Raw genomic sequence first — 14,189 nt, forward strand, 5'->3', positions numbered from 1 at the left:
GTACCGCTTCGTGTACTTGCTTCCCACCTGGTGCTACTTCCTCTGGAACCTCAAGATCCCAGTCTCCAGGTGTCCACGATCAAGGGGAAGCTTCAGGGCGGGCGAGCAACGAGGCCGCGTTCCTCTGCCAGCTCTTCGTGCGCGCCTTGGGTACCAACAACCTGCCGGACTGCTCCAACATGTGTCACGAGTCCAGCGGCTCGGCCCTTGTGGAGACCATCGGCATCGGCAAGGGCAGCGTCAGCCTGGATTCTCTACGAGGCCGATCTCATCCTCGTGGTGGGCCAGAACCCCGGCACCAACCACCCCCGGATGCTCTCCGCGCTGGAGAGGGCCAAGCAGCAGGGTGCCCGCGTCATCGCCGTCAACCCGCTGCCCGAGGCGGGGCTGCTCCGGTTCAAGAACCCGCAGAAGGCCTCCGGTGTCATCGGCGGCGGCACCAAGCTGGCGGACCAGTTCCTCCAGATCAGGCTGGGCGGCGACCAGGCGCTGTTCCAGGCTTTCAACCGCATGCTGCTTGAGGCGGAGGACGAGACGCCCGGCACCCTGGACGCCTCCTTCATCGAGCGGTACACGCATGGCTTCGAGGAGTTCGCCGAGCACGCCCGCAAGGCGTCGTGGGACGAGATCCTTACGGCCACCGGGTTGCCCGAGGCGGAGATCCGGGAAGCGTTCGACCAGGTACTGGCCGCCGAGAAGATAGTCGTCTGCTGGGCGATGGGACTCACCCAGCACAAGCACTCCGTGCCCACCATCCGTGACGTCGTCAACTTCCTTCTGCTGCGCGGCAACATCGGTCGCCCCGGCGCCGGTCTCTGCCCGGTGCGCGGCCACTCCAATGTGCAGGGCGACCGCACGATGGGCATCTACGAGAAGCCGGACGACGCGTTCCTGGACGCGCTCGGCGCCGAGTTCGCCTTCACGCCGCCGCGGCACCACGGGCACGACGCCGTCGACAGCTGGCCGCCGGGTCCTCTTCCTGCACCCCGACGACCTCGCCGAGCGCGGCCTCGCCGACGGGGACCTCGTCGACATCGTCAGCGAGTACGGCGACGGAGTGGAGCGCAGGGCGCCCTCGTTCCGGACCGTGTCGTACTCGACGCCCCGAGGGTGCTGCGCCGCCTACTTCCCCGAGACCAACGTCCTCGTACCGCTGGACTCCACGGCGGCCATCAGCAACACCCCCACGTCGAAGTCCGTCGTCGTCCGGCTGGAACCGCGGTCCGCCGACTCATAGACCACTTCTCGCCCGGCGGGTGTGAATCGGCCCGCCGGCCGACCGTTCCCTGCCGGAGAGGCGGTGACCGGTGGGCGGCCCCCTGTACGACGCTGCCCCGATGGCGCGCTTCGGCGACCTCCTCGCCACCGATCTCCGGGACGTGACCAGTGATCCCGCGGCCCTGGACTCCACCGGTTCCTGGGCCGTCGTCGCCGACTTCGAGGGGCGCCTGGTGTGCGCGCGTTTCGGGGACGTACGCCGTGCGCCCGTGCCCACCGCCGAACCCGCGGCGTGGCGCGGCCCGGATCCGGACACCTGGACGTCCTCCCTCGACCGGGCCGCCTACATCGCCGGGGTCCGGCCCCGCGGCGGAGCCGCATAATCGATGCTGCCGTAAGCACATCGCGGCCGGCGAGGTCTACCAGGCGAACCTGTGCCGGGTCCTGTCCGCGCCGCTGCCCGACCCGGAACGGGCGGACGCCGACGCCCTCACCGCGTTACTGGCCCGGGGCAACCCGGCGCCGTACGCCGGCACGGTCCGCCTTCCGGCGCACGGTGTGGAGATCGCGACGGCCTCGCCCGAGCTCTTCCTCCGCCGCGACGGCCGTACGGTGGAGTCGGGCCCCACCAAGGGCAGCGGCCGGACCGCCGCGGACCTTCTGGAGAAGGACCACGCCGAGAACGTCATGATCGTCGACCTGGTCCGCAACGACCTGGGACGTGTGTGCGCCACCGGCTCGGTGACCGTTCCCGACCTGTGCGCCGCGCATCATCGCGGCGCTGGAGACCGCGCCGCGCGGCCCGTACTGCGGTGCGGTCGGCTGGGTCGACGCCGAACGCTCCACGGCTCAACTCGCCGTCGGTATCCGGACGTTCTGGATCGACCGCACTGCTGTCGGCGTCCCGTCACTGCGCTTCGGTACCGGGCCGGGGATCACCTGGGGTTCCGACCCCGAGCGCGAGTGGGCCGAGACGCGGCTGAAAGCGCGGCGGTTGCTGACGGTTCTCCCTGCCGGGGCTCCGTTTCGCTGCCGTTAAAGGTGACCGTTTGGGTTGCGGTAGGGAAACTCTGCACGTCCGCCCCCTTGACAGCCCTCCCCAAGGCCTTGAGGGTTGTTGCTCATAGTGAATCACACTGCATTATCCGCAACAACGCATGTCGGCGGCCGCTCCGCCACTCCTTCTCTCGTCGTTCTCCCATCCGCTCCGGCGTGTCAGTCGGTCAGGCGGCACCGACGAGTTCCCCTGCCGCCGTCCGCGACAACGACTCCACCGCCGTCTGTGGAAAGGACGAGTTGATGAACAACGCCCGCGAAAGAGACGGGAGCCGCAGCCATCCCGTCGACGCGGATCTGCCAGGAAGCCCAGCGGTATCCGCCGGCCCCCGGACCGACCTGGTCGTCTTCGGTGTCGCCGCGGCCCTCACCCTCGCCTTCGTCGTGTGGGGGGCCACCGCGACCGACTCGCTGGAGAGCGTGTCCGGCAAGCTCCTCGACGGGACCATCCGAAACGGTGGCTGGGCCTTCGTCCTCGCCGCCTCGGGCTTCGTGGTCTTCGCCCTGTGGCTGGCCATGAGCCGGTACGGGCGGATCACCCTCGGCGAGGAGGGGGAGCGGCCCGAGTTCCGCACGGTCTCGTGGATAGCCATGATGTTCAGTGCGGGCATGGGCATCGGCCTGATGTTCTACGGCGTGAGCGAACCGCTGTCGCACTTCGTCACACCGCCGCCGGGCACCGACCCTGCCGACGCCCACGAGGCCATGGAGACCGCCATGGCCACCACCCTCTTCCACTGGACGCTCCACCCGTGGGCGATGTACGCGGTCGTGGGTCTGGCCATCGCCTACAGCACCTTCAGGCGCGGCCGCCGGCAACTGATCAGCGCCGTGTTCACCCCGCTGATCGGGCAGGAGCGGGCGAACGGCTGGGGTGGCCGGATCATCGACATCCTCGCCATCTTCGCCACCCTCTTCGGCTCCGCCGCCTCCCTGGGGCTCGGCGCCCTGCAGATCGGCAGCGGCTTCACCGAACTGGGCTGGCTGGGATCCGTCGGCACCGGCCTGCTGGTCGTCGTGATCGCGGTGCTGACCGTGGCGTTCGTCGCCTCGGCGGTGTCCGGGATCGAGAAGGGCATCCAGTGGCTGTCCAACATCAACATGGTGCTGGCGGTGACCCTGGCGGTCTTCGTGTTCCTGGTCGGACCGACCATCTTCATCCTCGACCTGCTGCCCACCTCGATCGGCGCGTTCCTCGGCGACCTGACCCAGATGGCCGGGCGTACCGAGGCGTCGAGCGGTGAGGGCGTCGCCGACTGGCTGGCCGGCTGGACGGTCTTCTACTGGGCCTGGTGGATCTCCTGGACGCCCTTCGTCGGCATGTTCATCGCGCGCATCAGCCGGGGCCGTACCATCCGGCAGTTCGTGGGCGGGGTGATCCTGGTGCCCAGCAGCGTCAGCCTGCTGTGGTTCGCCGTCTTCGGCGGCTCGGCGATGCACCTCCAGGACGAGAAGCGTCTCAGCGACGCCTCGACCGCCCAGGGCCAGCTCTTCGACGTGCTCCAGCAGTACCCGGTGGCCACGATCACGAGCGTGGTGGTGATGATCCTCGTCGGGATCTTCTTCGTCTCCGGTGCAGACGCCGCCTCGATCGTGATGGGCACGCTCTCGCAGCGCGGATCCCTGGAACCGACGCGGGGTGTCGTCGTCTTCTGGGGCGTGCTGACCGGAGCGGTCGCCGCGGTCATGCTGCTCATCGGCGGAGGCAAGGGTGACGCGCTCACCGGCCTGCAGAACCTCACGATTCTCGCGGCGGCCCCCTTCACCCTGGTGATGGTCGGCCTGTGCATCGCGCTCACCCGGGACCTGCGCCAGGATCCGCTCATCATCCGCGGGCGGATCGGCGAGGAAGTCGTCGAATCGGCCGTCATCGCCGGCCATGAGAAGTACGACGGCGACTTCGAACTCCGCATCGGTCCCTGCGCGCCCTCCGACGGCACGAACGCCGACCACTCCCAGCAGTCCGTACAACCCGCGCAGTCCACTTCCACCCCGGCTCTCTGAGAGCGGCCGGACCTGCGCCCGGCGGGGTGGTGGCACCGACTTGGTCGGCCACGGCCCCGCCGGGCGTTCGTGCTGCTCCGGCCGCGATCCCGGTCGGCTGCGGGAACCTCGTCGCGCTGCTTGACCCCCGGTCGGCGCTCAACGATGCTGTGTTGCGACACGTGAGATGTGTGCCGTAATGAGCAACATCTGATTCAAGTCTCGACCAGCCGAGGAGTGGCCATGACGCACCAGGTCCGTGCTGTCGTCGCGCGGGGCAAGGGCGCCCCCGTCAGCCTGGAAACGATCATCGTGCCTGACCCGGGCCAGGGTGAGGCGCTGGTGAAGATCGAGGCCTGCGGGGTCTGCCACACCGATCTGCACTACCGCGAGGGCGGCATCAACGACGACTTCCCCTTCCTGCTGGGCCATGAGGCCGCGGGTGTCGTGGAGTCGGTGGGGGAGGGGGTCACCGACGTCGCGCCGGGCGACTTCGTGATCCTCAACTGGCGTGCGGTGTGCGGTCAGTGCCGTGCCTGCCGGCGCGGGGAGTCGTGGTACTGCTTCAACACCCACAACGCCAAGCAGAAGATGACCTTGCTCGACGGCACCGAGTTGTCGCCGGCGCTGGGTATCGGCGCCTTCGCGGAGAAGACGCTGGTCGCTGCCGGGCAGTGCACCAAGGTCGACCCGACCGCGTCGGCGGCCGCCGCCGGTCTGCTGGGGTGCGGTGTCATGGCGGGCATCGGAGCGGCCATCAACACCGGCAACGTCGGGCGAGGTGACTCGGTCGCCGTCATCGGCTGCGGCGGTGTCGGGGCCGCGGCGATCACCGGGGCGAACCTGGCGGGGGCGGCGAAGGTCATCGCGGTCGACATCGACGACCGCAAGCTGGAGACCGCCGCGAAGCTGGGCGCGACCCACACCGTCAACTCGAAGAACGCCGACGCGGTGGAGGCGATCCGGGAGCTGACCGGCGGCCACGGCGCCGACGTCGTCATCGAGGCGGTCGGCCGCCCGGAGACGTACAAGCAGGCGTTCTACGCCCGCGACCTCGCCGGCACGGTGGTCCTGGTCGGTGTGCCCACCCCGGATATGAAGCTCGAACTGCCGCTGCTGGACGTCTTCGGCCGCGGCGGCTCCCTGAAGTCCTCCTGGTACGGCGACTGCCTGCCCTCCCGCGACTTCCCGATGCTCATCGACCTCTACCTCCAGGGCCGGCTCGACCTGGACGCCTTCGTCACGGAGACGATCGCGCTGGACGAGGTCGAGAAGGCCTTCGAGCGGATGCACGGCGGCGATGTGCTGCGCTCGGTGGTGGTCTTCTGATGGCCGCCCGCATCGAACACCTCGTCACCTCGGGAACGTTCTCGCTGGACGGCGGCACCTGGGACGTCGACAACAACGTGTGGATCGTCGGCGACGACAGCGAGGCGATCGTCATCGACGCCGCGCACGACGCCGACGCCGTCGCCGAGGCCGTCGGCGACCGGCGCCTCATCGCGATCGTGTGCACCCACGCGCACAACGACCACATCGACGCCGCGCCCGAACTGGCGGCGCGCACGGGCGCCCCGGTCCTGCTCCACCCGGACGACCTGCCGCTGTGGAAGCAGACCCACCCCGACCGGGCGCCGGACGCGGAACTCACCGACGGCCAGGGCCTCTCGGTGGCCGGTGTCGAGCTGACCGTGCTGCATACGCCGGGCCACGCCCCCGGGGCGGTCTGCCTGTACGCCCCGGCCCTCACGGCGCTCTTCAGCGGCGACACGCTGTTCGCCGGCGGGCCAGGGGCGACAGGACGGTCGTACAGCCACTTCCCGACCATCGTCGAGTCGATCCGGGGCCGGCTGCTGACGCTGCCCGCAGACACCGTCGTGCACACCGGCCACGGAGACCCGACCAGCATCGCCGCCGAGGCCCCGCACCTGCAGGAATGGATAGACCGCGGCTTCTGACGCCCTCGGGCGCCCTGTTGAGCGCCCGCCCTCGGCTCGCCGCGCCGCGAGCCGATGTGGCGGGCTGCCGTTTCCCTATGTGAGTTGAGTTTTTTATTACGCAACAAAGTGAACGGCCTCAGAGTGGCCTCTGAATGCCTTGACAAGGGTTCAGGCCGACCTCAGACTGATGTTGCGCTTACCGCAATCCGTTTCGCTATACGCACCCGAGGTGTCATGATGATTCCCGCGTGCCGTCTTGAGGATCTCCCCCCGGGCGAGGCCCACCGGCTCGACATCGATCCGCCGGTCTCGGTGTTCCACACCGACGACGGCGAACTCTTCGCCATCGACGACACCTGCACCCACCAGGACGCGTCGCTCGCCGACGGCTGGCTGGAGGGCTGCGAGGTGGAATGCCCGTTGCATGCTTCCAAGTTCGACCTGAGGACCGGCGCGGTCGACGCCCCGCCGGCCAAACTCCCGGTCCGGACGCACGAGATCCTCGTCGAGGACGGCATGATCTACGTCCGCGTGTCCACCGACGCGCCCAACCTGCCGCCCTGCATCTCGGCCCGGCTTGCCGGGGGTCCCGCGTGAGGACGGTCGCCGTGGTCGGCGCCTCGCTGGCCGGACTGTCGGCGGCGCGCTCACTGCGCAAGCAGGGCTACGACGGTCGGCTGGTCGTCATCGGGGACGAACTCCACCGTCCGTACGACAGGCCCCCGCTGTCCAAGGAGTTCCTGGCCGGCACACTCGGCGAGGCCGAACTCGCCTTGGAGGCCGACGGCGAGGACCTCCGGGCGGAGTGGCTGCTCGGCGTCCGTGCCACCGCACTCGACCACGCGGCGCGCACCCTGCGGCTCGCCGACGGACGGAAGGTGCAGGCCGACGGCGTCGTCATCGCGACGGGCGCAGCGGCACGCACACTGCCCGGCTCCGAGGGTCTGGCCGGAGTGCACACCCTGCGCACCCTGGACGACGCCCGAGCCCTGCGGGACGAACTGTCCCGCGGAGGACGGCTGGTGGTGATCGGCGGCGGCTTCATCGGAGCCGAGGTCGCCTCCACCGCGTACGCCCTCGGCCTCGACGTGACCGTTGTCGAGGCCGCCCCGACACCGCTCGCCGGACCGCTCGGCGAGACCATGGGCGCCATCGTCTCCGCTCTGCACACCGACCACGGCGTACGGCTGGAGTGCGGTGTGGGCGTCAAGGGGCTGAGCGGGGAGACCCGCGTCGACGCCGTCCTGCTGGAGGACGGCCGCACCGTCCCCGCCGACATCGTCGTCGTCGGTGTGGGCGCCCGCCCGAACGTCGAGTGGCTGGAAGGCTCCGGCATCGCCCTCGACGACGGCGTCAAGTGCGGCGCCGACGGCCGCACCAGCCTGGCCGGCGTGGTCGCGGTCGGCGACTGTGCCAACTGGTACGACCCGCGCGCGGGCCTGCATCGCCGCGTCGAGCACTGGACCGGCGCGCGGGAACGGCCCGACGCCGCGGTCGCCACCCTGCTGGCGGGCGGTGCGGTAGAACCGGGGGTGCCCCGGCCCCCGTACTTCTGGTCCGACCAGTACGGAGTGAAGATCCAGTTCGCGGGTCACGCGGTCGGCGCCGACACCGTCACCGTCGAGGCCGGCACCGCGGACCAACGCGACGTCCTGGCCGTCTACCGGCGGGCCGGGAACCCGGTCGCCGTGCTCGGGATGAACCAGCCGCGGCTGTTCACGCGGTGGCGCAAGCAGCTCGTCGCCACCGCATCCTGACGCCGCCCGCATCTTGACACCGCCCCAGCGGCATCCCATGCTGCGTTGCATATAGCACGCAGCGTTGCTCTATGTACAACACCCGTCCGGAGTCGCTCTTCCCGGCGCGTGAATGACCCCTCCACGACGTTCTCCCGAGGAGTGCACCGTGACCTCGACCAGTCTGCCGGACAGCCTGATCGCCACTCTCCCCGGCTCCTCCTACACGGACCCGGAGTTCTTCGCCCAGGAGCAGGAGCACATATTCGAGACCATGTGGTTCTGCGTCGCGCGGGCCTCCGAGCTGGCCAAGCCCGGCGCCTTCCGCACCGTCGACGTGGGCCGCGAGAGCATCCTCGTCACCCGGGCCCGGGACAACGGCATCCGTGCGTACTTCAACGTGTGCCGGCACCGCGGCGCCAAGCTCTGCACCGAGGAGACCGGCGAGGTCAAGAGGGCCTTCCAGTGCCCGTACCACGCCTGGACGTACGACCTGAACGGCAAGCTCGTCGCCGCGCCCAACCTCACCAAGATGCCCGACGTGGGCCGTACCGAGTACGGACTGGTGAGCGTGGCCGTGCGCGAGTGGCTCGGCTATGTGTGGGTCTGTCTCGCGGAGAACCCGCCCTCCTTCGAGGAGGAGGTCATCGGCGAGATCGTCACCCGACTCGGCGACGTGGAATCCATCGAGCGCTACGGCATCGAGAACCTCGCTGTCGGCAAGCGGATCGTCTACGACGTGAAGGCGAACTGGAAGCTCATCATCGAGAACTTCATGGAGTGCTACCACTGCGCCACGATCCACCCCGAACTCACCGAGGTGCTCCCGGAGTTCGCGGACGGCTACGCCGCCCAGTACTACGTGGGTCACGGCGCGGAGTTCGGTGACGAGGTCCAGGGCTTCACGGTCGACGGCTCGGAGGGGCTGGACCGCATCCCGGGTGTCGCCGACGACCAGGACCGCCGGTACTACGCGATCACCGTCCGGCCGCAGGTCTTCATCAACCTCGTGCCCGACCACGTGATCTTCCACCGGATGTACCCGGTGGCCGCGGACCGCACGATCGTCGAGTGCGACTGGCTGTACCTCCCGCACGTCGTCGAGAGCGGCAAGGACGTCACCCGGTCCGTGGAACTCTTCCACCGGGTCAACCAGCAGGACTTCGACGCCTGCGAGCGCACCCAGCCCGGGATGAGTTCGCGGATGTATGCGAAGGGTGGCGTGCTGGTGCCCAGCGAACACCACATCGGTGCGTTCCACGACTGGGTGAACGAGCGCCTGGGCACCCCTCAGGGGTGACTCAGCCCAGGTAGCCCATCCGGTGACTGATCTCCTCGGCGCCCTTGATCAGCACCGGGGCGAGCTCGCGCATCCGCTCCTCGGTGAACCGGTACGCGGGCCCGGAGGCCGTGACCGCCGCGATGACCTCTCCGTCCCGGTCGAGGACCGGCGCAGCCATGGCGTGGAGGCCGAGCTCCAGCTCCTCCTTGGTCCAGGCGTAGCCGGCCTCCCGCGCCTCGGCGAGGTTCTTCTCGAGCTTCGCCTTCGAGGTGATGGTGTGCGGTGTGACCTTCTTGAGGCCGGCCTCTGCCAGCAGTGCGGCCCGTTCCTTGGCAGGCAGGTACGCCAGCAGGATCTTGCCGCTCGACGTCGCGTGCAGCGGGGTCAGTTGGCCGACCCAGTTGTGTGCGGTGACTGCGCCCGGGCCGCGCACCTGGTAGAGGTTGATCGCGTAGTGCTCCTGCATCACCGCGATGTTGACCGTCTCGCCGATCTCCTCGGCGAGACGCTCGCACACCGGGCGGCCCTGCTGAGTGATGTCGATGCGCCCCGTGACCGCGCCGGCCAGGCGGACGATGCCGAAGCCGAGGCGGTACTTGCCGCGCTCGCCGGCCTGCTCCACCAGACCGCGCGCCTCCAGAGCGCCGAGCAGCCGGAAGGCGGTCGACTTGTGCACCTCGATCTCGCCCGCCACCTCGCTGACGCCCGCCTCGCCACGCTGAGCGAGGATCTCCAGGACGCTGATGGCGCGGTCCACCGACTGCACGCCGCCGGCATGTGAATTCGACGTTTCTGAGTCCGGGCTGTAGTTGCTCACAGTGAAACTATACTCGTAGTAAACAACACCACTGCAAGTAACGCCGCCGAAATCAAGATCCTCAAGTTGCGCTCTTCGCAACCTGGTGCGTATGGCGCTACCGGGTTTAGCATGCCTCGCATATCTACGGAGCGAGCGAGACGAGGCACCATGGCTCTGCAGTACGACTTCGTCATCGTCGGTGGTGGATCGGCCGGCAGCGCACTGGCGAACCGGCTCTCCGCCGACCCGGGCAACCGGGTGCTGGTCCTTGAGGCCGGCCGATCGGACTACCCGTGGGACGTCTTCATCCACATGCCCGCGGCGCTGACTTACCCGATCGGCAGCCGTTTCTACGACTGGAAGTACGAGTCCGAGCCCGAGCCCCACATGGGCGGCCGACGCGTCTACCACGCGCGCGGCAAGGTGCTGGGCGGCTCCAGCAGCATCAACGGCATGATCTTCCAGCGCGGAAACCCCATGGACTACGAGCGCTGGGCCGCCGATCCCGGGATGGAGAGCTGGGACTACGCGCACTGTCTGCCGTACTTCAAGCGCATGGAGAACTGTTTGGCGGCCGATCCGGACGACGAGTTCCGCGGCCACGACGGCCCGCTCGTTCTGGAGCGCGGTCCGGCATCCAATCCGCTCTTCGCCGCCTTCCTCAAGGCCACCGAGGAGGCCGGGTACGCGCCGACGGACGACGTCAACGGCTACCGGCAGGAGGGCTTCGCCAAGTTCGACCGCAACGTCCACCGCGGGCGCCGGCTGTCGGCGTCGAAGGCCTATCTGAAGCCCGTCCGCAAGCGTCCCAACCTCACTGTGCGGACCCGCGCTCTCGTCACCCGTGTGTTGTTCGAGGGCAAGCGGGCCGTCGGAGTGGAGTACCGGCGCGGTCGCGGAGCCGTCCAGCAGGTGCGGGCCAAGGAGGTCATCCTGTGCGGCGGCGCGATCAACTCCCCGCAGCTGCTGCAGCTGTCGGGCGTAGGCAACGCCGAGGAGCTGCGCGCGCTCGGCATCGACGTCGTCCACGACCTGCCGGGCGTCGGCGAGAACATGCAGGACCACCTGGAGGTCTACATCCAGTACGCCTGCAAGCAGCCCGTCTCCATGCAGCCGTATCTCGCGAAGTGGCGTGCCCCCTTCATCGGCCTGCAGTGGCTGTTCCGCAAGGGCCCCGCCGCCACCAACCACTTCGAGGCGGGCGGGTTCGCGCGCAGCAACGAGGACGTGGACTACCCCAACCTGATGTTCCACTTCCTGCCCATCGCGGTCCGCTACGACGGCTCGGTGCCGGCCGGTGGACACGGCTACCAGGTGCACGTGGGGCCCATGTACTCCGACGCCATCGGCTCGGTGAAGATCAAGAGCAAGGACCCGAACGAGCACCCGGCCCTGCGCTTCAACTACCTGTCCACCGAACAGGACCGCCGCGAGTGGGTCGAGGCGATCCGGGTGGCCCGCAAGCTGCTCAACCAGCCCGCCCTGGCCCCCTACAACGACGGGGAGGTCTCGCCCGGCCCGGCCGTCGAGAGCGACGAGGAGATCCTCGCCTGGGTCGCCAAGGACGGCGAGACGGCCCTGCACCCGTCCTGCACCTGCAAGATGGGCACCGACGAGATGTCCGTCGTCGACCCCGCCAGCATGCGGGTGCACGGGGTCGAGGGGCTGCGGGTCGTCGACGCGTCCGTGATGCCCTATGTCACCAACGGCAACATCTACGCGCCGGTGATGATGATCGCGGAGAAGGCGGCCGACCTCATCCTCGGCAAGGAGCCGCTCGCGCCGTCGAAGGCCGCGTACTACCGCCACCCTCACGTCCAGAAGCAGGCGGAGTAGGAGTTGGGCGCCACAGGGCTCCGGGCGCTGCTGAACAGCGTCCGCTACGAGGTGCTGCCCGCGAAGTCGACCGAGGAGAAGGTCCTCGCCCATGTCCCGCGCGACGTCGTCGTCACCGTGACGGCGTCGCCGGTCAAGGGCCTGGAGCCGACCCTCGACCTGGCCGGCCGGCTCGCCGCGCACGGGTACCGGGTCGTCCCGCACGTGCCGGCGCGGCTGCTGCGCGATGACGTCCACCTCAAGGACGTCGTCGACCGGCTGCGGGCTGCGGGCATCGACGACGTCTTCGTGCCGGCCGGTGACTCCGATCCGCCGGCCGGGGTCTACGAGGGCGCCCTGCCGGTCCTGCGCAGGCTGGGCGAGCTGGGCAGGCCCTTCGCCAGGGTCGGCGTCACCGGCTACCCGGAGAGCCATCCGCTCCTCCACGACGACCTCACCGTCCAGGCGATGTGGGACAAGCGCGAGCACGCCACGTACATCGTGAGCAACCTGTGCTTCGACCCGCGGGTGCTGGGAGAGTGGCTCGTTCGTATACGGCGCAGGGACGTCACCCTGCCGGTTCATGTGGGCGTCGCGGGGCCCGTGCAGCGGGCGAAACTGCTGGCGATGGCCACGAAGATCGGGGTGGGGGAGTCGACCCGCTTCCTTACCCGGCACCCCACCTGGTTCCTGCGCTTCGCGGCCCCCGGTGGGTACGCGCCAGAGCGGCTGCTCACCCGCAGCGCCGAGCAACTCACCTTGCCCGAGGCGGGAGTTGCCGGGCTGCATCTGTTCACCTTCAACCAGATCGCCGAGACCGAGCGGTGGCGGCGCGCGCTGCTGGACCGGGTGGACTGATGTCCGCTGGGGCCGGCTGGGGGACCCCGGCCGGCCGCCGGTCGTCCTGCTGTACGGCGCCCGGTACCGGGCACGGGCCCTGGTGGACCCGGTCGCGCCGGCGCCGTGGGGCTCGCCGTTCTTCGTGGTCCGCGCGAGAACGCCGACGTGTTCGAGCGGCTGCCGCCCGTGCTGCACGCCGCCCTGGGGCGTGAGTACGTCACCTCCGCCAGCGGTCCCGGCGGGGGCGAGGACGACACCTGGATCCCGGTGGCGAAGGGGCGCGAGCTCGCAGCTCTCGTCCCCGGCGCGCGTTTCGAACCCGTCTGAGGCGCCGGCCACCTGGTCCAGGAGGACGCCCCCGCGGAGCTCACGGCCGCGCTCATCGCGTCTCTCCAGCAGCCCCTGTGACCTGTTCCGGTGCGCCCGGCGCCGCATACGAGAAGGGCGGGACCGGATTCCGGTCCCGCCCTTCTCGTATACGAATCAGCGGAAGACCACCGTGCGGTTGCCGTCCACCATCACGCGGCTCTCGCTGTGCCACTTCACCGCGTGCGCGAGGACCTGCGCCTCCACGTCCCGCCCGACCGTGACCAGGTCGCCGGGGTCGAGCGAGTGGTCCACGCGAACCACGTCCTGCTCGATGATCTGCCCCTCGTCCAGGTCCGACGTCACATAGTGCGCCGTCGCGCCGACCAGCTTGACTCCGCGCTGGTACGCCTGGTCATAGGGGCGTGCGCCCTTGAAGCTGGGGAGGAAGGAGTGGTGGATGTTGATGGCGCGGCCCTCCAGCTGCTTGCACAGGTCGTCGGAGAGAACCTGCATGTAGCGGGCCAGCACCACCAGGTCGACGTCCAGCTCCCGCACGAGTTCCATCAGCCGTGCCTCGGCGTCGGCCTTGGTCTCCTTGGTCACCGGGATGTGGTGGAAGGGGACGCCGTACGTCTCCGCGAGCTTCTCGAAGTCGCGGTGGTTGGAGACGATCGCCGGGATCTCGATGTTGAGCGCGCCGGTGCGCCGCCGGAACAGCAGGTCGTTCAGGCAGTGGCCGAACTTCGACACCATGATCAGCGTCCGGGTCGGTGTGGCCGCTTCGTTCAGGGTCCAGGAGATGCCGTAGGCCTGGGCGACCGGGCCGAACCTGGAGCGCAGAACCTCCAGCTTGACGTTCGGATCGGAGACGTCGAAGTGGACCCGCATGAAGAAGCGCCCTTGAAGTCGGTCGTCGAACTGCTGGCTTTCCAGGATGTTTCCGGAGTTCCTGACAAGGAAGCCGCTCACGGCGTGAACCAGTCCCGCGCTGTCAGGACAGGAGAGGGTGAGGACGTACTCACGGCCAGGTTGCGGGCGAGGGGACATGTGCGGCCTCCGTCGGTGCGTATTACACAACAAGGTGAGCGATACGCAACATGGTCGGCTCGGTGTCGCCCGTGGTCAAGAGTGGGCGAGTAAAGCTGCGCGTGGTGAAATCGTCATCCGTCAACCTCTTGACGCCGGTCTGTCCATTCGCCACTGTGTTCCAC

10 protein-coding genes and 3 pseudogenes are annotated in these 14,189 nt (G+C 69.1%); 11 read left to right on the forward strand and 2 right to left on the reverse strand.

The genetic code is table 11. The features are described 5' to 3' along the window. Positions 1 to 92: 92 nt before the first annotated feature. The 8 genes and pseudogenes from AB0D34_RS44875 to AB0D34_RS44910 form a co-directional block, all read left to right on the forward strand. Positions 93 to 1,237, forward strand: a pseudogene (locus tag AB0D34_RS44875) (molybdopterin-dependent oxidoreductase); the annotation flags it as partial. 82 nt (positions 1,238 to 1,319) lie between these two features. Continuing rightward, positions 1,320 to 2,257 (forward strand): annotated as a pseudogene (locus tag AB0D34_RS44880) (chorismate-binding protein). 260 nt (positions 2,258 to 2,517) lie between these two features. Continuing rightward, on the forward strand, positions 2,518 to 4,278 hold the full coding sequence (locus tag AB0D34_RS44885; RefSeq protein WP_362673441.1) for a BCCT family transporter: 1,761 nt from the start codon (positions 2,518 to 2,520) through the stop codon (positions 4,276 to 4,278). Positions 4,279 to 4,500: 222 nt separating this feature from the next. Next, positions 4,501 to 5,586 carry an S-(hydroxymethyl)mycothiol dehydrogenase gene (locus AB0D34_RS44890; RefSeq protein WP_362673443.1) on the forward strand — a complete coding sequence of 362 codons (1,086 nt, stop codon included), beginning with the start codon at positions 4,501 to 4,503 and terminating at the stop codon, positions 5,584 to 5,586. Beyond that, a complete protein-coding gene (locus AB0D34_RS44895; protein WP_362673446.1) occupies positions 5,586 to 6,215 on the forward strand; it encodes an MBL fold metallo-hydrolase in 630 nt (209 codons plus the stop codon). Before AB0D34_RS44890 ends, AB0D34_RS44895 begins: the two co-directional genes overlap by 1 nt. Before the next feature lie 216 nt (positions 6,216 to 6,431). After that, positions 6,432 to 6,794, forward strand: a complete 363-nt coding sequence (locus AB0D34_RS44900; protein WP_059210227.1) for a bifunctional 3-phenylpropionate/cinnamic acid dioxygenase ferredoxin subunit — start codon at positions 6,432 to 6,434, stop codon at positions 6,792 to 6,794. Continuing rightward, positions 6,791 to 7,954: an FAD-dependent oxidoreductase gene (locus AB0D34_RS44905; RefSeq protein WP_362673448.1), complete on the forward strand. Its 1,164-nt coding sequence runs from the start codon at positions 6,791 to 6,793 to the stop codon at positions 7,952 to 7,954. Before AB0D34_RS44900 ends, AB0D34_RS44905 begins: the two co-directional genes overlap by 4 nt. A 148-nt stretch (positions 7,955 to 8,102) precedes the next feature. Continuing rightward, positions 8,103 to 9,233: an aromatic ring-hydroxylating dioxygenase subunit alpha gene (locus tag AB0D34_RS44910; RefSeq protein ID WP_362673451.1), complete on the forward strand. Its 1,131-nt coding sequence runs from the start codon at positions 8,103 to 8,105 to the stop codon at positions 9,231 to 9,233. 1 nt (position 9,234) lies between these two features. Here the strand turns inward: AB0D34_RS44910 and AB0D34_RS44915 are convergent, their stop codons facing one another. Continuing rightward, positions 9,235 to 9,981 carry an IclR family transcriptional regulator gene (locus AB0D34_RS44915; protein WP_362673453.1) on the reverse strand — a complete coding sequence of 249 codons (747 nt, stop codon included), beginning with the start codon at positions 9,979 to 9,981 and terminating at the stop codon, positions 9,235 to 9,237. Between the two features lie 201 nt (positions 9,982 to 10,182). Between AB0D34_RS44915 and betA the strand changes: the two genes are divergently transcribed. The 3 genes and pseudogenes from betA to AB0D34_RS44930 all read left to right on the forward strand — a co-directional run. Beyond that, entirely contained in the window at positions 10,183 to 11,850 is a 1,668-nt protein-coding gene (gene betA, locus AB0D34_RS44920; RefSeq protein WP_362673456.1) for a choline dehydrogenase, read from the forward strand. 3 nt (positions 11,851 to 11,853) lie between these two features. Then, positions 11,854 to 12,687: a 5,10-methylenetetrahydrofolate reductase gene (locus AB0D34_RS44925; RefSeq protein ID WP_362673458.1), complete on the forward strand. Its 834-nt coding sequence runs from the start codon at positions 11,854 to 11,856 to the stop codon at positions 12,685 to 12,687. A gap of 46 nt (positions 12,688 to 12,733) precedes the next feature. Continuing rightward, positions 12,734 to 13,077: pseudogene (locus AB0D34_RS44930) on the forward strand (alpha/beta hydrolase); the annotation flags it as partial. A 75-nt stretch (positions 13,078 to 13,152) separates the two neighbouring features. On the opposite strand, the gene purU reads toward AB0D34_RS44930, so the two are convergent. Beyond that, on the reverse strand, positions 13,153 to 14,025 hold the full coding sequence (gene purU / locus AB0D34_RS44935) for a formyltetrahydrofolate deformylase (protein WP_356244695.1): 873 nt from the start codon (positions 14,023 to 14,025) through the stop codon (positions 13,153 to 13,155). Between the last annotated feature and the right edge of the window lie 164 nt (positions 14,026 to 14,189).

Source organism: Streptomyces sp. NPDC048420, from assembly GCF_040651535.1.
Lineage (GTDB): Bacteria > Actinomycetota > Actinomycetes > Streptomycetales > Streptomycetaceae > Streptomyces.